Genomic DNA, 22880 nt, shown 5'->3' with positions numbered 1-22880 from the left:
GCGCCCCGAACGCCTCCCCTTTTTCCGCCGGTGGGGGAGAATCGGCACCGTGACTGACAAGATCGTCCTCGACCCGGACTCCGGCATCGCCCCGTACGAGCAACTGCGCACGCAGCTCTCCGAACTGGCCCGTTCCGGCGCGCTGCCGGTCGGCCACCGGCTCCCGACCGTACGCGGCTTCGCCGAGGAGCTGGGCCTCGCCGCCAACACCGTGGCCAAGGCCTACCGGGCCCTGGAGGCGGACGGGGTGATCGAGACCCGGGGGCGCAACGGAACCTTCGTCGCGGCCGCCGGGGGAGCGGCCGAGCAGCGGGCCGCCACCGCCGCACAGTTGTACGCGGAGACCGCCGAACGGCTCGGCCTCACCCGGCAGCAGGCCCTGTCGCTGGCGAAGGACGCGGTGCGGGCCGCGTACGGGGACTGAAGCCCTCGCCCGTGACGCCCGGCGTCACGCCGGTGACAGCCGACGTGACGCTCATGACAGCCGGCGTCACGCGCGTGGCACTCGACGTCTCACCCGCGACACCCGGCGTCGGAGCCTCAGAGGTACAGCCCCGCGTCCGCCCCCGCGTCCTGCTTCGGCACCGACGCGGGGCCGATGCCCCGGCGCAGCGCGTACAGCTCGGCGAGGGAATTGCCCTCCCGGCCGACCCCTTCGTCCGTGCCCAGCCAGGCCACCGACTCCTGACGGGTCAACGGGCCGACCTCGATCCTGGCCAGGCAGCGGCCGGGCCGTACGACCGCCGGGTGCAGCCGCTCCAGGTCCTCGTTGGTGGTGACCCCCACCAGGACGTTGCGGCCCTGGCCGAGCAGACCGTCGGTCAGGTTCAGCAGCCGGGACAGGGCCTGGCCCGCCGTGTGCCTGGCCTCGCCGCGGATCAGCTCGTCGCAGTCCTCCAGGAGCAGCAGCCGCCACCGCCCCTTCGCCGTGCCGTCGTCCTCGCCGATCGCGATGTCCATCAGATAGCCGACGTCGTTGAAGAGCCGCTCGGGGTCCAGCACACAGTCGACCTGGCACCAGTCGCGCCAGGAACGGGCCAGGGTGCGCAGCGCGGACGTCTTGCCGGTGCCGGGCGGGCCGTGCAGCAGGAGCAGCCGGCCCGCGATGTCGTCCGGGGTCACCTTCATCAGCCGGCCCATGGCATCGGCCACCGGCGCGGTGTAGTTGGGCCGGACCTCGTCCCAGCTGCCGGCGGTGATCCGGCGAGTGGTGCGGTACGGGCCGCGGCGAGGCGAGACGTACCAGAAGCCCATGGTCACGTTGTCGGGCTGGGGCTCCGGCTCGTCCTGCGCCCCGTCCGTGGCCCGGCCGAGGATCCGCTCCGCCAGCTCCGGGGTGGTCGCGGTGACGGTGACGTCCGCGCCCCGGTTCCAGCGGGAGGCCAGCAGTGTCCAGCCCTCGCCCTCCGCGAGCGTCGCGCTGCGGTCGTCGTCCCGGGCGGCCCGCAGCACGGTGGCGTCCGGCGGCAGCAGCGTCGCATCCGCCTTGACCCGGTCGAGGGACGAACTGTGCGCGTACGGCTGCTCGCCCGTCGCGAAGCGGCCGAGGAAGAGCGCGTCGACGACGTCGGACGGTGAATCGCTGTCGTCGACGGTGAGCCGGATCGGCAGAGCGGATTCGGGGGAGTCAGGCATGGCGCCCATGATCCGGCACGGCGCCACCCCGTGCACCCGGGTTTCACAGGGCGACAAGGAGGTTCGGAGGAGCGCCCGTTGAACTTCCGGGGGCGGACGGAAGCACAGCACTCCTATTTTTGGCATGAACACTTCCGGTGCGGTGAGGGTGCTGCTACTACGGAGTAGCGCAGATACCCCCTGCTCAAGGAGGTTCCATGAAAATGTCCAGACTCGTGGCGTTCTCGTCCTCTCTCCTGCTCGGCGCCGCCCTCGCCCTCACCGGTGCGGGGATCGCGAACGCCGACTCGTCCGCCGCGGCCGTCGACTACGTCGCCCTCGGCGACTCGTACTCCTCCGGCGTCGGAGCCGGCAGCTACGACGGCTCCAGCTGCAAGCGCAGCAGCCGCGCCTACCCCGCCCTCTGGGCGGCCGCCAACTCTCCCACCACCTTCGACTTCGCGGCCTGCTCCGGAGCCAGGACCGGAGACGTCACGGGCAGTCAGCTCGGCAGGCTGAACGCCTCGACCGACCTCGTCTCGATCTCCATCGGCGGCAACGACGCGGGCTTCGCCGACGTCATGACGACCTGTGTGCTCCAGTCCGAGGCCACCTGCCTCAACCGGATCGCCACCGCCAGGGCCTACGTCGACTCCACCCTGCCCGGCAGGCTCGACTCCGTGTACTCGGCCATCCGCGCCAAGGCCCCCTCCGCACAGGTCGTCGTCCTCGGCTACCCCCGCTTCTACCAGCTCGGCGGCGGCTGCATCGCCGGGCTGAGCGAGAAGGAACGCGCCGCCATCAACGGGGCGTCCGACCACCTCAACTCGGCCACCGCCAAGCGGGCGGCGGACCACGGCTTCACCTTCGGCGACGTCAGGACGACCTTCACCGGGCACGAGATCTGCTCAAGCAACTCCTGGCTGCACAGCGTGAACTGGCTCAACATCGGTGAGTCCTACCACCCGACCGCCGCCGGACAGTCGGGCGGCTACCTCCCCGTGTTCAACTCCGCTCTCTGAAACTCCGCCTCCTGAAACCCCGCTCTCCGAAGCCTCGTGTCCTGAGGATTCCCTCGTCCGTCGCCCCCTCGCACGGTCCGTGCGGGAGGGCGGTCGGGCAAACCCTCCGAACCGCGTGAACCGTGCGAACTGTCCGAAGTCGCCCTGGAATCGCGCGAATTCGGTAACGGGGCGTCAACCTCCGTATGTGTGTGCGCAATCCTGTGGCCGGGATACACGGGTGTCACCGCGGGACGATAGGGTTAACCTGCCCGGACCGGGTGCCCTCGTACGGGTGGGGAGTGACATGGAACAGATAACGGTGCGAAGCAGGCCGCGTGTGCCTGCCATCACATGCGGGAGCGGTGCGACCAGTACGCGCCTCGACCGCCATCTCGCGGTGCTCGGCGGCCCCGTCGTCCCGCAGCGCGAGTCGGCGGAAGCGACGCTGCTGATGCGTGAGCTGACCTCGCGTGATGCCGCGCACACCCGCCGGAGCAGGAGCGCACGTGTGTCGCTCTTCGCGCCGCTGCGGCGACTGCGGCGCTCGCTCTTCGGCAGCCGCCGCTGACCCACGGCACGGCATCACCCGCCCCGGACCGGCCCACCGCTCGGGACGGACCAGGTCAGGCGATCACCCCGTCCCGGCGCAGCACCGATGTCTGCTCGTCCGTCATCCCCAGGGCTCGCAGCAGCGCATCGGTGTGCTCACCCAGCGCCGGAACGGCACCCATCCGCGCTTCCTCACTCCCCGGCAGCGTGATCGGCGGCAGCAGCGCCCGCAACGGCCCCACCGGTGACTCCACTTCCCGCCACCGGTCCCGGGCCGCGAGCTGCGGATGCGCCGCCACATCGGCCACCGTGTTCAGCCGCGCGCAGGCGATCCCCGCCGCCTCCAGGCCGGCCAGCGCCTCCCGCCCCGTCAGACCCGCCAGCGCCCGGCCCACCGCCGCATCGGTCCGCGCCCGGTTCGCGGTGCGTGCCGCGTTCGTCGCGAAGTCCGGATCCTCGGCCAACTCGGGCCGCCCGAGCACCTGTTCCGCCAGCCGCCGCCACTCCCGGTCGTTCTGCACGGAGAGCAGCACCTGCTCGCCGTCGGCCGTGGGGAACGCGTCGTACGGCGCGATCACCGAGTGCGCGAGACCGGTACGCGCCGGGGGAGCGGAGCCGTGCATCCCCTGGTGCAGCGGGTGGCCCATCCACTCGGCCAGCGCGTCCAGCATGGAGACCTCCACCGGGCCGCCCCGCCCGGTGGTCGCCCGTCGCAGCAGCGCCGCGAGCACCCCGGAGAACGCGTACATCGCCGCCGCGATGTCCGCCGCCGGAACGCCCGCCTTCACCGGCTGCTCCGCCGTCCCGGTCACCGAGACCAGCCCCGCCTCGCACTGCACGAGCATGTCGTAGGCCCGCTTGTGCGCGTACGGCCCCTCCGCCCCGTAACCGGAGATGTCGACCGCCACCAGACGCGAGTGCGCCGCGCAGAGCGAGGCGGCGTCGAGCCCGAGCCTGGCCGCCGCCCCCTGGGCCAGGTTCTGCACGAACACATCGGCGCCGGCGACGAGTTCACGGACCACCGCCAGGCCGCGCGGGTCCTTCAGATCGACGGCGAGGGACTTCTTGCCCCGGTTGCACCAGACGAAGTGCGAGGCGAGACCGCGCGCCGCCGTGTCGTAACCGCGCGCGAAGTCGCCGCCGTCCGGGCGCTCCACCTTGATTACCCGGGCCCCGAGGTCGGCCAGCTGACGGGTGGCGAAGGGGGCGGCGACCGCCTGCTCGACGGCCACCACCGTGATGCCGTCGAGGGGGAGTGGCAAGGAGTTCATGCCCCCGTGCATACCCGCTGACCGGCGCTTTCGCCACTCCCCGTGGCCCGGACCGCCGCTACAGCAGCGCGAACTGCCCCTCCGGGCCCTCCTCCTGGTGTCCGAGGACGGAGGCCGGACGCCGTGCCGAGGACGGGACCGGCAGTACCCCGGCCGCCCGCAGCTCGGCGGGACCGATCAGCGGACCCGCCTCCAGCGCGGCCCGCAGCTCCTTGCGGGGCCCCGCGGTGCCGTCCAGCAGGGCGAGTACGGTGATGAGTTCGAGCAGCTCCGAGGTCCACTCCCGGGGCCAGCCGCGCGCACCGACCGCGTCCAGACCGTCCGGCGCCGCCCCCTCCGGCGCCCGGCCCGCCGCCGCTGCCGCCCGGCGCCCGAACCAGAGCTCCAGCACCCGCACCCCGCCCACCGTGAACTCCCAGGCCGCCGCGGGCACCGGCGAGATCCGGCCGTCGCCGACGACCAGCGCCTCGTCCCCGGCGTCGTACGACAGCTCCGTGGGCCGGGCCGGGAGCGCCGCCCGCACATAGGGCCTGCGCCCGCCCGGCAGCCGGGGCCGCTCCCCGCCCCGGGCCCCGCGCGACTGGAGCCGTAGCAGCTCCCGGCCGAGCGCCACCCCGGACGACCACACCTCCGCGTCGGCCGGCAACGGGACATGGAGACCGGTGGCGGCGGGCCGGGCGGCCGCCAGAATCCAGCCCAGCACCGCCTCCGGGGTGAACGCGTCCGGGTCCGCCCCACCGCCGAGCCGCCCGCGCAGCAGCTCCGGGAGCCCCGGCGCGAGGTTGGGTTCGGTGCCGCCGGGCCTGCGGTACAGCGGCCTGATCCGGCCGGGCCGCCCGGCGGGGGAGTGCCCGTCGGGCGGCAGCGCGGTCACGGACAGGGCGGGCCCGGCGTCCTCGGGGGCGGAGCTGTGTTCCACCGCGAAGAGCTGCTGCCCGTCGGCGACCCGCCACAGCTCCGGACGGGCCGCGTCGATCAGCCGGTGGTCGGGCAGCAGCCACTGCTCGTCGTAGGGGCCGTGCAGGATCCGTACGGGGTCGGGGCAGGGGCCGGGAGTCCGGGCGAAGCGGGCCGTACCGGTCGACTGGCCGGGCAGGGCCGCGACCGAGGTGTGCGGCGTACGGGAACGGGTGGGCGCGAACAGCCGCTCCTGCTCGGCGGCGTCGGCACCGGCCAGCCGCTCCCAGCGGGCCCGGAGCGCCACCGGGTCGGGGCCGCTCACCCAGGCGCGGCCGGTTCGCAGCGGCCGCACCGACCACGGCATCAGCTCGTCCAGCGGCACGAACGCGTCGAGCGGCGAGAACGCCGTGTCCCCGCCGGATCCGGCCGCCGCCGTCCTGCGCGCTGCCACCGAGCCGTCCCCCTGTCCCGTGTCCCGTTTTCCCCTGTCCGCCGTGACGCTTTCGCATCGTAACGGCGGGCGGTGGCCCCGTGGGGCGGGGTCAGTGGGCCTCCACCGTCACGGAGAAGGAGAACCGGTCGCCCCGGTACCGGATCCGGGCCACGTCCACCACCTGCCCCTCCGCGTCGTACGTCACGCCCGTGTAGTGCAGGATCGGGCTGAGCAGCGGGACCTGGAGCAGCTCGGCGGTGACCGGGTCGGCGAGCCGGGCCTCCACCGTGTCGGTGATCCGGGAGATCCGCACCCCGACGACATCGCGCAGGACCTTCGTCATCGGCCAGCGTTCGAGGTCGGCCACGTCGATCCGGGCGGCGATGTCGGGGCGTACCGCGTTCTCCGCCCAGTTGGTGGGCTCGTCGCTCTCGCCGTCGCGGCGCAGCCGCCGGTAGCAGGTCACCTCGGAGCAGCCCGGGAAGAACTCGGCGAGATCACCGGGCACCGCCGTCGGGCCGTGGCCGAGAACGGTCGTCGCCTCCCCGGACTGCTGGGCCACGATCGCGTCGACCGAGCCCAGCAGCCGCACCGGGGAGACCCGCCGGGCGCGCGGCTCGATGAACGTGCCGCGCCGCCGGTGCCGGCTGATCAGCCCCTCCGTCTCCAGCTCCTTGAGCGCCTGGCGCATCGTGAGCACGCTGACGCCGTAGTGCGCGGCGAGTTGCTCCTCGGTGGGCAGCCGGGCGGAGGCGTCCTGCGGGCGGCCCAGTATGGAGGCCCGCAGGGACTGGGAGACCTGGTACCAGAGCGGCAGCTTCCGGTTCAGGACGAGCGAGTCGGGGGCGAACGCGGGCGGCCGGCACGGCTGTTCCGCACCGTGGTCCGCCCCGGCCTGTCCGTGGCTCTCTGTCACGTCGTCCCCGTCCCGTACCCTTCCGGCCTTCCGCCGCCTACGGCCGGAAGTTGCGGCTCAGACCCTGCCACACGTCGTCGTAGCCGCGCTGCAGATGGCCGGCGCCGGCCGCCTGCGCGGTCGCCGTGACCGGCCAGCGGGTCTCGAACATGAAGGCCAGACCGTCGTCGATCTTCTGCGGCTTCAGCTCCGCCGCGCTCGCCCGGTCGAAGGTCTCCCGGTCCGGTCCGTGCGCCGACATCATGTTGTGCAGGGAGCCGCCGCCGGGCACGAAGCCGTCCGCCTTCGCGTCGTACGCCCCGTCGATCAGCCCCATGTACTCGCTCATCACATTGCGGTGGAAGTACGGCGGGCGGAAGGTGTCCTCGCCGACCAGCCAGCGCGGCGCGAAGACGACGAAGTCCACCCCGGCCAGTCCCGGGGTGTCGGACGGCGAGGTCAGCACCGTGAAGATCGACGGGTCGGGGTGGTCGTAGCTGATCGTGCCGATCACATTGAACCGGCGCAGGTCGTAGACGTACGGGGTGTGGTTGCCGTGCCAGGCCACCACATCGAGCGGCGAGTGGTCGTACGTCGCCGACCAGAGGTTCCCGCAGAACTTGTTGACCACCTCCACCGGGCCCTCGTGGTCCTCGTACGCGGCGACCGGGGCGAGGAAGTCCCGGGCGTTCGCCAGGCCGTTGGCGCCGATCGGGCCGAGGTCGGGCAGCGCGAACGGGCGGCCGTAGTTCTCGCAGACGTAACCGCGCGCGGTCTCCTCCAGCAGCTCCACCCGGAAGCGGACGCCGCGCGGGATCAGGGCGACATGGCCCGGTTCGGCGCGCAGCAGGCCCAGCTCGGTGCGCAGCAGCAGTCCGCCGCGCTCGGGAACGATCAGCAGCTCGCCGTCCGAGTCGCTGAACACGCGGTCCGTCATCGAGGCGTTGGCGCTGTAGAGGTGGATCGCCATCCCGGCGCGCTGGGTGGTGTCGCCGTTGCCGCCGAGCGTCCACAGACCGCTCAGGAAGTCCGTGCCGGGCGCGGGGTCGGGCAGCGGGTTCCAGCGCAGCCGGTTCGGGTCCGGCACGGTCTCGGTGAAGGGCGCCGAGCGCAGGCCCCCGTTGTCGGTCCGGGTGAACGCCGGGTGGGCGGCCGAGGGGCGGATCCGGTAGAGCCAGGAGCGGCGGTTGTCCGCGCGCGGCTCGGTGAAGGCGGAGCCGCTCAGCTGCTCCGCGTACAGCCCGAGCGGGGCGCGCTGGGGGGAGTTGCGGCCGTGCGGCAGCGCCCCGGGCACCGCCTCCGAGCTGTGCTCGTTGCCGAAGCCGGAGGAATACGTCAGCCCCTCGGCCGTCTTCCTCGCCTGGTCGATCGCGCTCATCCCGCACTCCCGGTGCCCAAGAAAGCCCTCGGACCCGCCGGACGACGAATCCTATGCACCACCGTAGGAATAGGAGCGGGGCACGTCAACGGCATACATCGCGCCATTCGTGGCGTGTGCGGCGTCCCGCACGGCGGTCGCGGCGCCGTCCGCGGGGGCGGCTGCCGGGCGGCTGCCGTTCGCCGGGCGGTAGGGGCACGGCATCATGGGCCCGTGCCTCAGCCCCATGTCACCCCGAACCTCCGTCGCGCCCCCGTGCAGCAGCGCAGCGCCGACCGCCTGGCCCGGATACTCGACTCCTGCGCCGGTCTCCTCGACGAGACCGGCTACGAGCAGCTCACCACCCGGGCCGTCGCCGAGCGCGCCGAAGTGCCCATCGGCTCCGTCTACCGTTTCTTCTCCAACAAGCGCGCGCTCGTCGACGCCCTCGCGCTGCGCAACCTGGACACCTACGCCGACCGCATCACCGCCCGGCTCGCGGATCTTCCCGCCGACGACTGGCGCGCCGCCATCGACGCGGTGCTCGACGAGTACCTGGCGATGAAGCGGAGCGTCCCCGGGTTCGCGCTCGTCGACTTCGGGCCGCCGTTTCCCGCCGAGGGCGCGGCGGACGACGCCAACCGGCGGCTGGCGGACCGGCTCGCCGTGCTGCTCGCCGGTCACCTCGGCCGCCGGGCCGACGAGCGGCTGTCCCGGGCGATCCTGGTGAGCGTGGAGGCCGCGGACGCGCTGCTGCAACTGGCCTTCCGTACGGAGCCGACGGGCGACGCGGCCATCGTCGCCGAGACCCGGACCCTGGTCAGGTCCTACCTCGCCCACACGCTCGACTGAGCGACGGCATCCCGCTCCCCTCTTCTTCCCCGTGCGAGACCTCCCCACTGTGCGTACCGGTCGGTATGCTCGGCCGGGCCGGGGCTTCCACGCCCGCCCGGCCCATGTCCGTGTGCCGTCGCCGCAGCCGCCCCGGGGAGGGCCCATGTCCCACGACTCCCGCACCGCACCGCGTATCTGCCCCCTCTGCGAGGCCACCTGCGGCCTCACCCTCACCATCGAGGGGACCACCGTCACCGGTGCGCGCGGAGACCGCGACGACATCTTCAGCAAAGGCTTCATCTGCCCCAAGGGCGCCTCCTTCGGCGGGCTCGACGCCGACCCCGACCGGCTGCGCGTCCCCCTCGTGCGCGGCGACGACGGGGAGCTGCGCGAGGCGACCTGGGGCGAGGCGTTCGACCTGATCGCCGCACGGATGCCGGCCCTGACGGAGGCGTACGGGCCCGGGGCCGTCGGCGTGGTCCTCGGCAACCCCAACGTGCACACGATGGCGGGCTCCCTCTACCCGCCCCTGCTGCTCGCCGCCCTGCGCACCCGTAACGTCTTCACCGCCAGCACCCTGGACCAGATGCCCAAGCACGTCTCCAGCGGCCTGCTCTTCGGCGACGCGCACGCCATCCCCGTACCGGATCTCGACCGCACCGGCCATCTCCTGCTGATCGGCGCCAACCCGCTGGAGTCCAACGGCAGCCTCTGCACCGCCCCCGACTTCCCCGGCCGGCTCAAGGCCCTGCGCCGGCGCGGCGGCACCCTCACCGTCATCGACCCGCGCCGCACCCGTACCGCCCGGCTCGCCGACCGGCACGTCGCGATCCGGCCCGGTGCGGACGCCCTGCTGCTGGCCGCCCTCGCGCACACCCTCATCGACGAGAAGCTCGCCGACCCCGGGCCGCTCGCCGGGCATCTGGAAGGGCTCGACGAACTCGCCGACGCCCTCGCGGACTTCACCCCGGACGCGGTCGCCGCCGCCTGCGACGTGGACGCGGACACCATCACCGCCATCGCCCGCGAACTCGCCGCCGCGCCCACCGCCGCCGTCTACGGGCGCATCGGCAGCTGCACCGTCGAGCACGGCACCCTCGCCAGCTGGCTGGTGGACGTCCTCAACATCCTCACCGGCAACCTCGACCGGCCCGGCGGCGCCCTCTTCCCGCTCTCCGCCACGGCCCGCGCGCCGCGCCCCGCCGCCCCCGGCAAGGGCTTCGCGCTCGGCCGCTGGGCGAGCCGGGTCTCCGGGCACCCCGAGGCCAAGGGCGAACTCCCCATCGCCGCCCTCGCCGAGGAGATCGACACCCCGGGCGAGGACCGTATCCGCGCCCTGGTGGTCATCGCGGCCAACCCCGTGCTCTCCGCACCCGACGGCGACCGGCTCGACGCGGCCCTCGCCGACGGGCTCGACTTCATGGTCAGCGTCGACCCGTATCTCAACGAGACCTCCCGCCGCGCCGACGTCGTCCTGCCCCCGCCGCCGCCCTCGCAGAGCGCCCACTTCGACTTCGCGTTCAACAACTTCGCCGTCCACAACCAGGTCCGCTACACCCGCGCCGCCGTGCCCCTGGAGGACGGGCGGATGGACGAGAGCGAGATCCACGCCCGGTTGATCCTCGCGGTGAGCGGCATGCACGGCGCGCCGCCCTCCGCCGTCGACGACCTGGCCGTCGACACCGCCCTCACCCGGGCCGGAGCCCCGAAGGAGCTGGCCGCCGAACTCACCGGCGAGAACGGCCCCGAACGGCGACTGGACCTGATGCTGCGCCTCGGCCCGTACGGGCTGACCCTGGAGCGGCTCCTCGCCCACCCGCACGGCATCGACCTCGGCCCGCTGAAACCCCGCGTCCCCGAGGTCCTGCGCACCCGCTCCGGCCGCATCGAACTGCTCCCGGAGCCGATCGCCGCCGACCTGCCGCGGCTGCGCCGGGCGCTGGGCGACCGGCCCGCCCCGCTCGTCCTCGTCGGCCGCCGCCATCTGCGCTCCAACAACAGCTGGATGCACAACGTCGGTTCGCTCACCGGCGGGTCCAACGTCTGCACCCTCCAGATCCACCCCGACGACGCGGCCCGCCTCGGTCTTGCCGACGGGGACACCGCCCGCATCGAGTCGTCGGGCGGCGGCATCGAAGCCCCCGCCGAGATCACCGACACCGTGCGCAGCGGGGTGGTGAGCCTCCCGCACGGCTGGGGCCACAGCCGCCCCGGCACCCGGATGTCGGTCGCCGCCGCCGACCCCGGGGCGAACGTGAACCAGCTGCTCGACGGCACGCTCCTGGATCCGCTGTCCGGCACGGCGGTCCTGAACGCCATCCCGGTCTCCGTCACCCCAGCTCACTAGCACTACCGCGTTGACCTGGGGTTTTGCTCGTATTGCTCACGCGTCAACGTCTTGTTAACTCTTCGAGGAGGCCCCTAACGTCATCCGGACCGACCGCCGAGACCGGTGGGAGTTCAAGGATGAACGTTAGGTATCCCCCATGCTGACAATCCTCGGCTTCGCCATGATCGCGACCTTCCTGGTCCTGATCATGACGAAGAAGATGTCGCCGATCGCGGCGCTGGTACTGATCCCCGCACTGTTCTGTGTCGCCGTCGGACAGGGAGCGCAGCTCGGCGACTACGTCATCGAAGGCGTCGGCAACCTCGCGCCCACCGCCGCCATGCTGATGTTCGCCATCGTCTACTTCGGCGTGATGATCGACGTCGGCCTGTTCGACCCGATCGTGCGGGGCATCCTGCGGTTCTGCAAGGCCGACCCGATGCGCATCGTCGTCGGTACGGCGGTGCTCGCCGCGATCGTCTCGCTGGACGGCGACGGCTCCACCACCTTCATGATCACCGTCTCGGCGATGTATCCCCTCTACAAACGCCTGAAAATGAGCCTGGTCGTGATGACCGGTGTCGCGGCCACCGCCAACGGCGTCATGAACACCCTGCCCTGGGGCGGCCCCACCGCCCGCGCCGCCACCGCCCTCAAGCTGGACGCCTCCGAGATCTTCGTGCCGATGATCCCGGCGCTGGCCATGGGGCTGCTCGCCGTGTTCGTGCTGGCGTACGTGCTGGGCCGCCGGGAGCGCAAGCGTCTGGGCATGCTCACCCTCGACGAGGCGCTGGCCCGGGAGCCGGAGCCGGAGACCGTGACCGCCGGCGTCGGCGCCGGAGCCACCGGTGGCGAGGACCGCCTCCGCAAGGGCGCCGCGGCCTCGGCAGGCGGTACGGGCACGGGTACGGGTACGGGCGCCGGAGCCGATGCCGCAGATGGCGACGGGGACGGCGACGGCGACGAAGAGTTCCAGGGCCTCGACCCGAACCGGTCCACGCTCCGCCCGAAGCTCTACTGGTTCAACGCCGGTCTCACCGCCGCCCTCCTGACGGCGATGATCATGGAACTGATGCCGATCCCGGTGCTCTTCCTGCTCGGCGCGGCCCTCGCGCTCACCGTCAACTTCCCCCACATGCCCGACCAGCGGGCCCGGATCGCCGCCCACGCCGACAACGTCCTCAACGTCTCCGGCATGGTCTTCGCCGCCGCCGTCTTCACCGGAGTCCTCACCGGCACCGGCATGGTCGAGCACATGGCCGACTGGGTGGTCGGCGCGGTCCCCGAGGCGATGGGCCCGCACATGGCCATCGTCACCGGCGTGCTCAGCCTGCCGCTCACCTACTTCATGTCCAACGACGGCTTCTACTTCGGCGTCCTGCCCGTCCTCGCCGAGGCGGGCGCGGCCCACGGCGTCTCGCCGCTGGAGATCGCCCGCGCCTCGCTGGCCGGTCAGGCCCTGCACATGTCCTCGCCGCTCGTGCCCGCCGTGTACGTCCTCGTCGGCATGGCGAAGGTCGAGTTCGGCGACCACACCCGCTTCACCGTCAAGTGGGCCGTCCTCACCTCGCTCGTGGTGCTCGCGGCGGGCATCCTCTTCGGCATCATGTGATGACCGTCCGACCGCGAACCGGGCCCGGCCGGGGCTGGCTGCTGCGCCTCGTCATCGCCTTCGCCTTCGCGCAGGGGGCGGTGTCGATGGCGCGGCCCGCCGTCTCCTACCGGGCCCTCGCGCTGGGCGCGGACGAGGCGGCCGTCGGCGTCATCGCCGGGGTCTACGCCCTGCTTCCGCTGTTCGTCGCCGTGCCGCTCGGCCGCCGCACCGACCACGGCCGGTGCGCGCCCCTGCTGCCGCTCGGCGTACTCCTGATCTCCGGCGGCTGCGCGCTCAGCGGCATCGTCTCCTCGCTGCCCGCGATGGCCGCCTGGAGCGGGGTGATGGGCCTCGGCCACCTGTGCTTCGTGATCGGCGCGCAGTCGATCGTGGCCCGGCAGTCCGCCCCCGACGAACAGGACCGCAACTTCGGGCACTTCACCATCGGCGCCTCGCTCGGCCAGCTCATCGGACCGATCGCGGCCGGTGCGCTGATCTCCGCCGACAGCGGTGCGCTGGGCCGTACGAGCGCCCTCGCGCTCCTCGTGTCGGCGGGGGTCTGCGCGGTCGCCCTCACCTCGCTCTGGCGCATCGAGCACCGCCGGCCCACCGGCTCGGGAACGGCCCCCGGCCACAAGGTCCCGGTCCGGGCGATCCTGGGCGCGCGCGGCGTCCCGGCGGGCATCTTCATCAGCATGGCGGTGCTGTCCGCCACCGACATCCTCACCGCCTATCTGCCGGTCGTCGGCGAACACCGCTCCATCGCACCGGCCACCGTCGGACTGCTGCTCAGCCTGCGGGCCGCCGCCACGATCGCCTGCCGGCTGGTGATGACACCGCTGCTGCGGCTGCTGGGCCGCCGGGCCCTGCTGACCACCAGCTGCCTGCTCGCCGGGCTCCTCTGCGCGGGCGTCGCCCTGCCCGTGTCCGTCCCGGTCCTCGCGGTCATGCTGGCGGTCCTCGGCTTCTGCCTCGGCGTCGGCCAGCCGCTGTCCATGACCACCGTGGTCCGGGCGGCCCCCGCCCAGGCCCGGTCCACCGCGCTCGCGCTGCGGCTGACCGGCAACCGGCTCGGCCAGGTCGCCGCCCCCGCCGCGGCGGGCCTGATCGCGGGCGCGGTGGGGGTGGCGGCCCCGTTCGCGCTGCTCGGCGTGCTGTTGCTCGGCGCGGCCGGACTCGGACTGCGCGGCGAGGCCCGTACGAAGCCGGCCCCGCCTGCCGCGGACACGGCGCCCACCCCCGTACCGCCCCACCCGGCCCTCGTACCACCGGACCCGGCGGAGCAGGATCCCGTACCGCCGGATCCGGCTCTCGTACCACCGGACCCGGCGGAGCAGGACCCCGTACCGCCGGACGCCACCCCCGTACCGCCGGCCGTCCGGAACGGCGCCGACCCCTCCGGGTGACCACCCCGTACGCCCCAACCTTCGCGCGAGTCATTCCCACACCCCGCCCGGTGGGCTAGCTTCCACACAGCCGCTCCCCACCGCGATGCCACCACTTCCCTCCGGGCGGACCCTCATGACGCGCGCGATCTCCCTGCACCAAGTCAGCAAGAGCTACGGCCGGGACCGGCGGGCCGTCGACCGGTTCACGCTCTCCATCGATCCGGGCGAGTTCGTCGTCCTGCTCGGCCCCTCCGGCTGCGGCAAGTCCACCGTGCTGCGCATGATCGCGGGCCTGGAGGAGATCACCGAGGGCGAACTGCTCCTCGACGGGGAGTACGCCAACCACACCCCGCCGCGCGAACGCGGCATGGCGATGGTGTTCCAGAACTTCGCGCTCTACCCGAGCATGACCAACCGGGCCAACATCGGCTTCCCGCTGAAGCTGGAGAACCCCCGCGAGGACACCACCGCGCGCGTCGAGGCCACCGCCCGGATGCTCGGGATCGAGCACGTCCTCGACCGCTACCCGGCCCAGCTCTCCGGCGGCGAACGCCAGCGGGTCGCGATGGGCCGGGCCATCTCCCGCCGCCCCTCCGTGTTCCTGATGGACGAACCGCTCTCCAACCTCGACGCGAAGCTGCGCAGCCATCTGCGCGCCGAGATCGCCCTGCTGACCAAGGAACTGGGCGTCACCACGGTCTATGTGACGCATGATCAGGCCGAAGCGATGTCCCTCGGCGACCGGGTGGCCGTGCTGCGCGGCGGAGTCCTCCAGCAGGTCGGTACGCCCCGCGAGGTCTACGCCCTGCCGGACAACGTGTTCGTGGCCGCCTTCATCGGCACCCCGCGCATCAACCTCCTCCAGGCCGTCGTGCACGCCCCGTTGGAGGGCCGGATGTCGATCGACCTCGGCCGTCAGCGCCTCGCCCTGCCCGAACCCCTCAGCCCCGACCACCAGTTGCTCCGGATCCAGCAGGGCCGGCGGATCATCGTGGGGCTGCGCTCGGAGGCGGTCCGGATCGCCCCGCCCAGTCGGGCCCGGCCCGGCGAGGTCGCCCTCAGCGGCATCGTCGAGCACGTCGAGTACCAGGGGCACGAGGCGTTGGTCCACCTCAGGACCGGTTCGCGGCCCGCCGTCGTGCCGGACCTCGAATCCGCCCGGCCCCGGGCGATGCCGCGCCGCCGCCGGGCCGCGGCGGGCGGCGGAGGCGGGGTCGGCGTGCTGGAACGGCTCAGAGGGCGGGCGGCCGGCCGCGTCAGCGGCCCGGTCGTCGCCCTCGACGAACCGGCCGGGGACCCCACCGGGATGCGGGGCCCCGACCACCCCTCCGCCCCCTCCGGCGACCTGGTCGTGCGCACCGGACCCGATATGCGGCTGCGGACCGGGGGACAGGTGCCGCTGCTGGTGGACCTGGCCCATCTGTACGTCTTCGACCACTACGGCCGCCGCATCTGCCCGCTGCCCCACGACGTTCCAGGGCTGGAAGACACTCCCTAGGGGGTTACTTGGTCCTGTTCAGCGCCCGGTCGAGCCGTCGATCAGTTCGCGGAGGATGTCCGCGTGACCCGCGTGGCGGCCGGTCTCCTCGATCATGTGCGTGAGCGCCCAACGGGCGCTGGGAGCAGGGCCGTTCGGTCGCGCGTGCGGCACCGGTGAGCCGAGGTCGGTGCAGATGTCGAGTACGTCGTTCGCCTCCGCGACCGCCTTCCGGTAGCGGGCGACGACCTCGGCCACACCGTCCTCGGGAGCGGCACGGAACGTCGCCGGCCAGTCGGCGACCGACTCCCCGAGGAAGGTGGACCGCTCGACGAAGGTCAGATGGTGGAGCAGGCCGAGCAGATTCGTGCCCGAGGGCACCCCGGCGGTGCGGACCTCCGGCTCCGGGGCACCCTCGACCTTCGCGGCGACCGAGGTGCGTACGTAGTCGAGGAAGCCGCGCAGCACCTCGATCTCGCTCCCGCCGGTCCGTGGCGGCGGGGTGTCCCGGCGGCGGGGACGTCGGCGAGGGCGGGGCGCGGCGGTCATGGTGCCTCCTCGGTGGGCGGTCGGGCGGTCGGGCGGTCCGGGCGGTCGTGCGGTCAGGCGGTCGTGCGGTCGTGCGGTCCGGGTGCGCGGACTCGTCCCAGTCTTGTCCCGGCGGCCGCCGTCCGGGCAAGGCCTCATGCTGTTCCGGCAAGACGGCCCGCGCCGGGGCGTGCGCGCCCGGCGTGACCGGTGTCTCGGAAGGCTCCCTGGCGCCGGAAAACTAACGGCGCTAGTTTGGGCGGGTGCGTCGTGTGCCCGCGCCGCACGGCTTCGGCGCTCCGCACAGCACGTCCGGGAGGAAACAGCCATGCAGGCCCATGACCAGATGTACATCGACGGTGCGTGGCGGCCCGCCGTCGGCCAGGACACGATCGCGGTCGTGAACCCGGCCGACGAGCAGGTCATCGCCCATGTGCCGGCGGGAACCGCCGAGGACGTCGACGCGGCGGTACGGGCCGCACGCGCCGCCTTCCCCGCCTGGGCCGCGACCCCGCCCGCCGAGCGCGCCGCCCGGCTCACCGCACTCGCCGACGCGCTGGCCGCCCGCAAGGACGAGCTGGCCGAGACGATCACGGCCGAGCTGGGCTCGCCGCTGCCGCTGTCGCAGATGGTCCACGCGGGCGTGCCCGTGCTGGTGGCCGCCTCGTACGCCGAACTGGCCGCCCGCCACACCTTCGAGGAGCGCATCGGCAACTCCACCGTGCTGCTGGAGCCGGTCGGTGTGGTCGGCGCGATCACCCCCTGGAACTACCCGCTCCACCAGATCGTCGCCAAGGTCGCCCCCGCGCTCGCCGCGGGCTGCACCGTCGTCCTCAAGCCCGCCGAGGACACCCCGCTGACCGCCCAGCTCTTCGCGGAGGCCACCGAAGCCGCCGGTCTGCCGCCGGGGGTCTTCAACCTCGTCACCGGCGTCGGACCGGTAGCGGGCCAGGCGCTCGCCGCCCACGAGGGCGTCGACCTGGTCTCGTTCACCGGCTCCACCGCCGTCGGCCGGCAGATCGGCGCCACCGCCGGGGCCGCGATCAAGCGCGTCGCCCTGGAGCTGGGCGGCAAGTCCGCCAATGTGATCCTGCCCGGTGCGGATCTCGCCAAGGCGGTCAACGTCGGCATCGCCAACGTGATGACCAACTCCGGCCAGACGTGCAGCGCCTGGACCCGGATGCTGGTGGACGCCGAGCGGTACGACGAGGCCGTGGAACTCGCGGCGAACGCCGTCACCAAGTACGTACCCGGCGAACGGGTCGGCCCGCTCGTCAACGCCAAGCAGCAGGACCGGGTGCGCGGTTACATCGCCAAGGGCGTCGAGGAGGGCGCCCGGCTGATCGCGGGCGGCCCGGACGCGCCGCTGGAGACCGGCTACTACGTCAGCCCGACCGTCTTCGCCGACGTCACCCCGGACATGACGATCGCCCAGGAGGAGATCTTCGGCCCGGTGGTCTCGATCCTGCGGTACGAGGACGTGGACGACGCGCTCCGGATCGCCAACGACACCGTGTACGGGCTCGCCGGGGCCGTGTGGGCCGCCGACGACGAGGAGGCGGTGGCCTTCGCCCGCCGGATGGACACCGGGCAGGTCGACATCAACGGCGGACGGTTCAACCCACTGGCCCCGTTCGGCGGTTACAAGCAGTCGGGGGTGGGACGCGAGCTGGGGCCGCACGGTCTGGCGGAGTACCTCCAGACGAAGTCGCTCCAGTTCTGACCCCGTAACCCTTTCCTCGTAACTCGTAAGGAGCCTGTTCGTGGTCCGCGCCGCCGTACTGCCCGCCGTCGGAGCTCCGCTGGAGATCACCGATATCGTCCTGCCGGACCCCGGCCCCGGCCAGGTGCGTATCGCGCTCGCCGCCGCCGGGGTCTGCCACTCCGATCTGTCCCTGTCCAACGGCACCATGCGCGTCCCGGTGCCCGCCGTCCTCGGCCACGAGGGAGCGGGTACGGTCCTGGCGGTCGGCGAGGGCGTCACCCATGTCGCGCCCGGCGACGGCGTGGTCCTCAACTGGGCGCCCTCCTGCGGCTCCTGCTTCCACTGCGGGATCGGCGAGGTCTGGCTCTGCGCCGACGCCCTGAAGGGCACCGCCAACCTCCACGCCCGTACGGCCGACGGCACCGACCTCCACCCCGGCCTCAACGTCGCGGCCTTCGCGGAGGAGACCGTCGTCGCCGCCAACTGCGTGCTGCCCGCCCCCGACGGCATCCCGCTCACCGACGCCGCCCTCCTCGGCTGCGCGGTCCTGACCGGCTACGGCGCGATCCACCACAGCGCCCGGGTCCGCGAGGGCGAGAGCGTCGTCGTCTTCGGGATCGGCGGCGTCGGCCTCGCGGTGCTCCAGGCCGCCCGGATCGCCGGAGCGTCCCGGATCATCGCGGTCGACGTCTCCCCGGCCAAGGAGGAGCTGGCCCGGCAGGCGGGCGCCACCGACTACGTCATCGCCTCCGCCACCACCCCGCGCGAGATCCGCAAGCTCACCGGCGGCCAGGGCACGGACGTGGCCGTGGAGTGCGTCGGCCGGCCCGCGACGATCCGGGCCGCCTGGGAATCCACCCGGCGCGGCGGGCGCACCACGGTGGTCGGCATCGGCGGCAAGGACCAGGAAGTCACCTTCAACGCCCTGGAGATCTTCCACTGGGGCCGGTCGCTCACGGGCTGCGTCTACGGCAACAGCGACCCGGCCCGCGACCTGCCCGCCCTCGCCGACCACATCCGCGCGGGCCGTTTCGACCTGTCGATGATGGTCACCGAACGCATCGCCCTGGACGGCATCCCCGCCGCCTTCGACAACATGATCGCGGGCAAGGGCGGCCGGGCGCTGGTCGTCTTCCAGTAGTCCGTTTCTAGTAGTCCGTGGTCCGGGAGGTCGAGGCGACCGGCCCCAGCAGCCGGGCGTCCATCTCGCCCTCCTCGAACAGCCGGGAGGCCGGGCCCACGATCAGCGGGTCCGGCACTCCGACCACCTCCGGGTCCTTGCCCGGGTAGTCGAAGCGGTCCAGCACATGCCGCATCGCCTCCAGCCGGGCCCGCTTCTTGTCGTTGCTCTTCACCACCGTCCACGGCGCGTCCGCCGTGTCGGTGTGGAAGAGCATCAGCTCCTTGGCCTCCGTGTACTCGTCCCACTTGTCCAGCGAGGCCAGGTCGACCGGGCTCAGCTTCCACCGTCGTACGGGGTCGATCTGCCGGATCATGAACCGGTTGCGCTGCTCGTTGCGGGAGACGGAGAACCAGAACTTCACCAGGTGGATGCCGTCGCGCGCGAGCATCCGCTCGAAGCCGGGCGCTTGGTGCATGAACTCCAGGTACTCGCGGGTCGTGCAGAACCCCATCACCCGCTCCACCCCGGCGCGGTTGTACCAGGAGCGGTCGAACAGCACGATCTCGCCGGCGCTCGGCAGATGTGCCGTGTACCGCTGGAAGTACCACTGGGTGCGCTCGCGCTCGGTCGGCTTCTCCAGCGCCACTATTCGGGCACCACGCGGATTCAGATGCTCGGTGAACCGCTTGATCGTGCCGCCCTTGCCCGCCGCGTCCCGCCCCTCGAAGAGGATCACCAGCCGCTCGTCGCGCTCCTTCACCCAGTGCTGGAGCTTCAGCAGCTCGATCTGGAGCGCCCGCTTGGCCTTGTCGTAGTCGCGGCGGCGCAGCTTGCGGTCGTACGGGTAGTCCTCGCGCCAGGCGTCGCGGGCGTGGCCCTTCGGCGTCACGAGGACCGGATCGTCGTCCCCGCTGTCGACCACACCGAAACCGTCCAGATACGGCCCGCCGTGACGGGCCGCCCGCCCCGCCTCCTCGCGGTCGGCCTTCTCGGCTTTCTCGGCCTTCTTACGGTCGCCCTGCGCTCCGGTCCTCCGTGTCATGACGGCTTCCCTCCACCGGCCCAGCGGGATTTCCGCGTGTGGGCCCAGTCTGCTGACGGCTCCGGGAGACCGCCACCCCGGCCAGGCAGAGCAGCCCGCCGAGAACGCCGAGCGGGGTCGGCACCTCGTCCAGCAGCACCCACGCCATGAGGACCACGATCGCCGGGACCGCGTACGTGGTGGCGCCCATCCGGCCCGCGGTGGTCCGGGCCAGCGCGTAGCCCCAGGTGGTGAAGGCCAGTGCGGTCGGGAAGACGCCCAGGTAGATCATGTTCAGCGTGGCGGACATCGGCGCGTCGGCCGCCTCGGAGATCAGCACCCCGGTGAACGGCAGGCAGGCGACGGCGCCGATCAGGCAGCCGAAGGTGTTGATCTGGAGCGAGGAACCGTACGCGAGCGCCGGCTTCTGGCTCACCACGCCCAGCGCGTACACCACGGCTGCCAGCAGGCAGAGCGCCACGCCCAGCACGGAGGAGCTGCCGTGCCCGGACATCGCGAGGCCGACGACGACGGCGCCCGAGAAGGAGATGCCCATGCCGAGCAGGAGGCGGCGGGGCAGCCCCTCGCCGAGCATGCGGGCGCCCATCAGGGCCATCAGGATCGGCCCGATGTTCACCAGCATCGCCGCGGTCCCGGCGTCGACCTCCTGTTCGCCCCAGTTGAGCGCCACCATGTAGAGCCCGAACCAGAGCACGCCGGAGGTGATGATTCCGCGCCAGGCGCCGCGCCCGGGCAGCCCCTCCCGCCGTACGAGGAGGATCGCCCCGAGCACGAGCGTGCCCGCCAGGAGCCGGCCCAGGGCGAGCGCGCCGGGGGAGTAGGACTCGCCGGCGCTGCGGATGGAGACGAAGGCGGAGGCCCACAGCACGACGGTGGTGCAGGCTGCGGCGGTGGCTCGCCAGGGGTGGGCCGGTGGGGAGGCCGGAAGCGGTGTCGGGGTCGTCGTCATGGCCACGACCGTAAAGCCGAAACGCTTCGCCCCCCACCGAATTGTCAACCCCCGTCAATCGACGGCCGCCCGCCGCTTACGGACGGAGCCCTGCCCGTTAAAGCCCGTCCACCCGCCGCTCACGGACGGCCCCCTGCCCACTTAAGCCCGCTTCCCGCCCGCCGCTCACGGACGAAGCCCTGCCCACTTAAGCCCGTCCGGCGATTGAGGACGGAACCCTGGTGGTGGTACGGGGCGACCCCTCCGTGGCCCGGAAGCAAAGGTGCTGCCCGTCCCGAGCCCCGGTTCCGTCCTCAAACGCCGGACGGGCTGAGTGGGTGCTGGCCGGTCCTCGAACGCCGGACGGGCTGGGAGGGTGCTGGCCGGTCCTCGAACGCCGGACGCGCTGGGTGGCCGCCGGACAGGCCGGAAGCTAGGGCCGGTCGTCGAGGGAGCCCGGGGCGATGCCCAGGAGGTCCGACAGCGCTCCCACCCCCGCCGAAGTAGCCCGCACCGCCCTCCCCGACCCCACCCGCTCGCACCACCCCACCGCCAGCACATGCGCGCACAGCGCCGCCCCCGCCGCCCCCGCGAGATGGGGCCGCCGCTCCGTCCAGTCCAGGCAGCCCCGGGCCAGGGGGCGTCGGGCCGACCGGTCCAGGGGGATGCCCAGGGCGGCGAACCACTCCAGGCCCGCCTCGGTCAGCGCGAACCCGGTGTCCTGCCGCAGCAGCCCCCGTGCCGTCATCGCCTCGGTGATCCGGATGCCGAGCCGTCCGGCGAGATGGTCGTAACAGGTACGCCCCCGGGCCAGCGCACTGCTGACGCTCGCCGCCCGCAGGGAACGCGGCCGCTCCGGGCTCTCGGGCGCCGCGTGCGAGGCCAGCTCCTCCACCAGGTGCGCGGCCCGCTCGTCGGCCAGCCGGACATAGCGGTGACGGCCCTGCCGCTCCTGGGCCAGCAGCCCGCCCGCGACCAGCCGCCCCAGGTGCTCGCTGGCGGTGGACGGGGCGACGGAGGCGTACCGGGCCAGCTCACCGGCGGTCCAGGCCCGCCCGTCGAGCAGGGCCAGGCAGAAGGAGGCGCGGGTCTCGTCCGCGAGGAGGGCGGCCAGTGCGGCGAGCCGAGAGGCCGCCGTGTCGTGCGGCCGGGGGCGCTGTCGCGGGGAACGGTCCATGCGTCCAGGGTGCGTCAGGGACGGTTCGGCGCCGGCCGAACCGTCGCCGCGCCGCCGCCCACCGGCCGCGCGTACTGCTCGTACTGGAGCGCCAGCCCGTCCAGCAGCGCCCGCAGCCCGGTCTCGAAGGCCCCTTCGTCGACCTGGCTGCGGTGGTCGGCCAGCAGATGGGCCTGGCCGAGGTGCGGGTAGTCGGCGGGGTCGTAGGCCGTCTCGTCGTCGACGAAACCCCCGGCGAACGACCCCAGCGCCGAACCGGTGATGAAGTAGCGCATCAGCGCCCCGATCCGGGTCGCCTGGGCGGGCGGCCAGCCCGCTCCGGTCATCGCCCCGAACACCGCGTCGGCGACCCGCAGCCCCGCCGGCCGGCGGCCCGGCCCCCGGGCCAGCACCGGGACGATGTGCGGGTGCGCGGCGAGCGCGGCCCGGTAGGACAGCGCCCAGTCGTGCAGGGCCTCGCGCCAGTCGCGGGGATCCGACTCCTCGAACATCGACAGATCGACCTGTACGGAGACCGCGTCGGCGACGGCGTCGAGGATCTCCTCCTTGTTGCGGAAGTGGTTGTAGAGCGAGGGCCCGCTGACCCCCAGCACGGCCGCCAGACGGCGCGTGGAGACGGCGTCGAGCCCCTCGGAGTCCACGAGCGCGCTCGCCGCCTCGACGATGCGGTCTCTGCTGAGGAGGGGCTTGCGCGGTCGGGCCATGCGGCTCATAGTAGGGCCTGCGAACCAG

At 73.0% G+C, this 22880-nt stretch carries 20 protein-coding genes; 10 read left to right on the top strand and 10 right to left on the bottom strand.

The genetic code is table 11. The features are described from left to right. Positions 1–49 precede the first annotated feature (49 nt). Positions 50–424 carry a GntR family transcriptional regulator gene (locus tag ACSMXR_RS05765; RefSeq protein ID WP_098024561.1) on the top strand — a complete coding sequence of 125 codons (375 nt, stop codon included), beginning with the start codon at positions 50–52 and terminating at the stop codon, positions 422–424. 116 nt (positions 425–540) lie between these two features. On the opposite strand, the gene ACSMXR_RS05760 is transcribed toward ACSMXR_RS05765, so the two are convergent. Then, positions 541–1635 (bottom strand): DUF5925 domain-containing protein, encoded by a 1095-nt coding sequence (locus tag ACSMXR_RS05760; protein ID WP_473171355.1) that lies wholly within the window; start codon positions 1633–1635, stop codon positions 541–543. A 197-nt stretch (positions 1636–1832) separates the two neighbouring features. Here ACSMXR_RS05760 and ACSMXR_RS05755 point away from each other — a divergent pair, with 197 nt between their 5' ends. Together ACSMXR_RS05755 and ACSMXR_RS05750 are read left to right on the top strand one after the other, a co-directional pair. After that, on the top strand, positions 1833–2636 hold the full coding sequence (locus tag ACSMXR_RS05755; RefSeq protein WP_137232129.1) for an SGNH/GDSL hydrolase family protein: 804 nt from the start codon (positions 1833–1835) through the stop codon (positions 2634–2636). Positions 2637–2922: 286 nt separating this feature from the next. Continuing rightward, complete coding sequence (locus tag ACSMXR_RS05750) at positions 2923–3186, top strand: hypothetical protein (protein WP_003970092.1); 264 nt, start codon at positions 2923–2925, stop codon at positions 3184–3186. A 55-nt stretch (positions 3187–3241) separates the two neighbouring features. On the opposite strand, the gene ACSMXR_RS05745 is transcribed toward ACSMXR_RS05750, so the two are convergent. From ACSMXR_RS05745 to hmgA, 4 genes are all read right to left on the bottom strand, one after another. Continuing rightward, positions 3242–4438 carry a CaiB/BaiF CoA transferase family protein gene (locus ACSMXR_RS05745; protein WP_473171354.1) on the bottom strand — a complete coding sequence of 399 codons (1197 nt, stop codon included), beginning with the start codon at positions 4436–4438 and terminating at the stop codon, positions 3242–3244. Positions 4439–4496: 58 nt separating this feature from the next. Beyond that, entirely contained in the window at positions 4497–5789 is a 1293-nt protein-coding gene (locus ACSMXR_RS05740; protein WP_473171353.1) for a type ISP restriction/modification enzyme, read from the bottom strand. A 91-nt stretch (positions 5790–5880) separates the two neighbouring features. Further along, positions 5881–6687 (bottom strand): GntR family transcriptional regulator, encoded by an 807-nt coding sequence (locus ACSMXR_RS05735; protein ID WP_137232132.1) that lies wholly within the window; start codon positions 6685–6687, stop codon positions 5881–5883. 37 nt (positions 6688–6724) lie between these two features. Beyond that, entirely contained in the window at positions 6725–8044 is a 1320-nt protein-coding gene (gene hmgA, locus ACSMXR_RS05730; RefSeq protein ID WP_030631085.1) for a homogentisate 1,2-dioxygenase, read from the bottom strand. 213 nt (positions 8045–8257) lie between these two features. Between hmgA and ACSMXR_RS05725 the strand changes: the two genes are divergently transcribed. The 5 genes from ACSMXR_RS05725 (at position 8258) to ACSMXR_RS05705 (ending at position 15666) form a co-directional block, all read left to right on the top strand. Further along, the gene (locus ACSMXR_RS05725) at positions 8258–8875 is read left to right on the top strand and encodes a TetR/AcrR family transcriptional regulator (RefSeq protein WP_473171352.1); all 618 of its coding nucleotides are present in this window, start codon (positions 8258–8260) and stop codon (positions 8873–8875) included. Positions 8876–9020: 145 nt separating this feature from the next. Further along, positions 9021–11204 (top strand): molybdopterin oxidoreductase family protein, encoded by a 2184-nt coding sequence (locus tag ACSMXR_RS05720; RefSeq protein WP_473171351.1) that lies wholly within the window; start codon positions 9021–9023, stop codon positions 11202–11204. A gap of 139 nt (positions 11205–11343) precedes the next feature. After that, the gene (locus ACSMXR_RS05715; RefSeq protein ID WP_473171350.1) at positions 11344–12798 is read left to right on the top strand and encodes a CitMHS family transporter; all 1455 of its coding nucleotides are present in this window, start codon (positions 11344–11346) and stop codon (positions 12796–12798) included. Continuing rightward, positions 12798–14186, top strand: a complete 1389-nt coding sequence (locus ACSMXR_RS05710; RefSeq protein ID WP_473171349.1) for an MFS transporter — start codon at positions 12798–12800, stop codon at positions 14184–14186. Before ACSMXR_RS05715 ends, ACSMXR_RS05710 begins: the two co-directional genes overlap by 1 nt. A gap of 115 nt (positions 14187–14301) precedes the next feature. Then, complete coding sequence (locus ACSMXR_RS05705) at positions 14302–15666, top strand: ABC transporter ATP-binding protein (protein ID WP_364888642.1); 1365 nt, start codon at positions 14302–14304, stop codon at positions 15664–15666. Between the two features lie 18 nt (positions 15667–15684). Here ACSMXR_RS05705 and ACSMXR_RS05700 read toward each other — a convergent pair whose 3' ends face one another. Then, positions 15685–16194, bottom strand: coding sequence for a DinB family protein (locus tag ACSMXR_RS05700; protein WP_473171348.1), 510 nt, complete (start codon positions 16192–16194; stop codon positions 15685–15687). 307 nt (positions 16195–16501) lie between these two features. Here ACSMXR_RS05700 and ACSMXR_RS05695 point away from each other — a divergent pair, with 307 nt between their 5' ends. Beyond that, positions 16502–17896 carry an aldehyde dehydrogenase family protein gene (locus tag ACSMXR_RS05695; RefSeq protein ID WP_473171347.1) on the top strand — a complete coding sequence of 465 codons (1395 nt, stop codon included), beginning with the start codon at positions 16502–16504 and terminating at the stop codon, positions 17894–17896. Between the two features lie 40 nt (positions 17897–17936). Then, positions 17937–19019 carry a Zn-dependent alcohol dehydrogenase gene (locus ACSMXR_RS05690; RefSeq protein ID WP_376187127.1) on the top strand — a complete coding sequence of 361 codons (1083 nt, stop codon included), beginning with the start codon at positions 17937–17939 and terminating at the stop codon, positions 19017–19019. Between the two features lie 7 nt (positions 19020–19026). Here the strand turns inward: ACSMXR_RS05690 and ppk2 are convergent, their stop codons facing one another. The 4 genes from ppk2 to ACSMXR_RS05670 all read right to left on the bottom strand — a co-directional run bounded on the left by ppk2 (position 19027) and on the right by ACSMXR_RS05670 (position 22852). Beyond that, the gene (gene ppk2 / locus ACSMXR_RS05685; protein WP_376187125.1) at positions 19027–20043 is read right to left on the bottom strand and encodes a polyphosphate kinase 2; all 1017 of its coding nucleotides are present in this window, start codon (positions 20041–20043) and stop codon (positions 19027–19029) included. Continuing rightward, entirely contained in the window at positions 20009–20992 is a 984-nt protein-coding gene (locus ACSMXR_RS05680) for a DMT family transporter (protein ID WP_473171346.1), read from the bottom strand. The genes ppk2 and ACSMXR_RS05680 overlap by 35 nt, the downstream gene beginning before the upstream one ends. A gap of 412 nt (positions 20993–21404) precedes the next feature. Further along, positions 21405–22148: an ArsR/SmtB family transcription factor gene (locus ACSMXR_RS05675; protein ID WP_473171345.1), complete on the bottom strand. Its 744-nt coding sequence runs from the start codon at positions 22146–22148 to the stop codon at positions 21405–21407. Between the two features lie 14 nt (positions 22149–22162). Further along, complete coding sequence (locus ACSMXR_RS05670) at positions 22163–22852, bottom strand: TetR/AcrR family transcriptional regulator (protein WP_137232144.1); 690 nt, start codon at positions 22850–22852, stop codon at positions 22163–22165. Between the last annotated feature and the right edge of the window lie 28 nt (positions 22853–22880).

The organism is Streptomyces sp. DSM 106670, assembly GCF_055792845.1.
Note: the sequence above shows the minus strand (reverse complement) of the source record. Positions and strands in the feature narration are given on the sequence as shown.

Coding starts and splice junctions, on each gene's coding strand:
- ACSMXR_RS05715 (WP_473171350.1), top strand. CDS start 11,344: ATGCTGACAATCCTCGGCTTCGCCATGATCGCGACCTTCCTGGTCCTG.
- ACSMXR_RS05760 (WP_473171355.1), bottom strand. CDS start 1,635: ATGCCTGACTCCCCCGAATCCGCTCTGCCGATCCGGCTCACCGTCGAC.
- ACSMXR_RS05700 (WP_473171348.1), bottom strand. CDS start 16,194: ATGACCGCCGCGCCCCGCCCTCGCCGACGTCCCCGCCGCCGGGACACC.
- ACSMXR_RS05750 (WP_003970092.1), top strand. CDS start 2,923: ATGGAACAGATAACGGTGCGAAGCAGGCCGCGTGTGCCTGCCATCACA.
- ACSMXR_RS05675 (WP_473171345.1), bottom strand. CDS start 22,148: ATGGACCGTTCCCCGCGACAGCGCCCCCGGCCGCACGACACGGCGGCC.
- ACSMXR_RS05670 (WP_137232144.1), bottom strand. CDS start 22,852: ATGGCCCGACCGCGCAAGCCCCTCCTCAGCAGAGACCGCATCGTCGAG.
- ppk2 (WP_376187125.1), bottom strand. CDS start 20,043: ATGACACGGAGGACCGGAGCGCAGGGCGACCGTAAGAAGGCCGAGAAA.
- hmgA (WP_030631085.1), bottom strand. CDS start 8,044: ATGAGCGCGATCGACCAGGCGAGGAAGACGGCCGAGGGGCTGACGTAT.
- ACSMXR_RS05680 (WP_473171346.1), bottom strand. CDS start 20,992: ATGACGACGACCCCGACACCGCTTCCGGCCTCCCCACCGGCCCACCCC.
- ACSMXR_RS05705 (WP_364888642.1), top strand. CDS start 14,302: ATGACGCGCGCGATCTCCCTGCACCAAGTCAGCAAGAGCTACGGCCGG.
- ACSMXR_RS05695 (WP_473171347.1), top strand. CDS start 16,502: ATGCAGGCCCATGACCAGATGTACATCGACGGTGCGTGGCGGCCCGCC.
- ACSMXR_RS05720 (WP_473171351.1), top strand. CDS start 9,021: ATGTCCCACGACTCCCGCACCGCACCGCGTATCTGCCCCCTCTGCGAG.
- ACSMXR_RS05710 (WP_473171349.1), top strand. CDS start 12,798: ATGACCGTCCGACCGCGAACCGGGCCCGGCCGGGGCTGGCTGCTGCGC.
- ACSMXR_RS05755 (WP_137232129.1), top strand. CDS start 1,833: ATGAAAATGTCCAGACTCGTGGCGTTCTCGTCCTCTCTCCTGCTCGGC.
- ACSMXR_RS05745 (WP_473171354.1), bottom strand. CDS start 4,438: ATGAACTCCTTGCCACTCCCCCTCGACGGCATCACGGTGGTGGCCGTC.